The following is a 503-nucleotide window of genomic DNA, read 5'->3' on the forward strand; positions in this document are numbered from 1 at the left end:
TCAAAAGAGACAGTAAATGTCCCTGTAATCGTTCAGGATAAAACAGCATCAGACGCACCGGTAATTAAAACGGTAGATTCAGATGATACGGTAGTGACAGGAACAGGCACACCAGGCGAAAAAATTACGGTAACGTTCCCGAACGGAACAACAGCAGAGACAACAGTGAATCCGGATGGTACATGGACAGTGACAATTCCTTCAGGAGTAGATTTAGTACCTGGAGATAAAGTAACAGCAGTATCAACAGACGGATCAGGTAATGTTTCAAAACCAGCGGAAACAATCGTAACACCAACACAGGCAGAAGCGATTACACCAACAGTGACAAATGAAGTCATCGAAGTAGGAGGCACACCGGTTATCACAGATAATATCGGAGGTGTTCCTGCCGGAACAACAGTGAAAGATGTAACACCAGCGGGCGTAGTGGATACAAGCAAACCAGGCACATACACGGGTGTCGTGGAAGTAACATATCCAGACGGATCAAAAGAGACAGT

Annotated in this window: 1 protein-coding gene; it reads left to right on the forward strand. The window is 45.3% G+C overall.

All coding sequences use genetic code 11. From position 1 onward, the window contains the following. Positions 1–503: Rib/alpha-like domain-containing protein (locus BHU61_RS13240; protein ID WP_242444265.1), on the forward strand; the 503-nt coding region annotated here is incomplete at both ends.

Origin of the sequence: Macrococcus epidermidis, assembly GCF_003259695.1 — a bacterium.
Taxonomy (GTDB): domain Bacteria; phylum Bacillota; class Bacilli; order Staphylococcales; family Staphylococcaceae; genus Macrococcoides; species Macrococcoides epidermidis.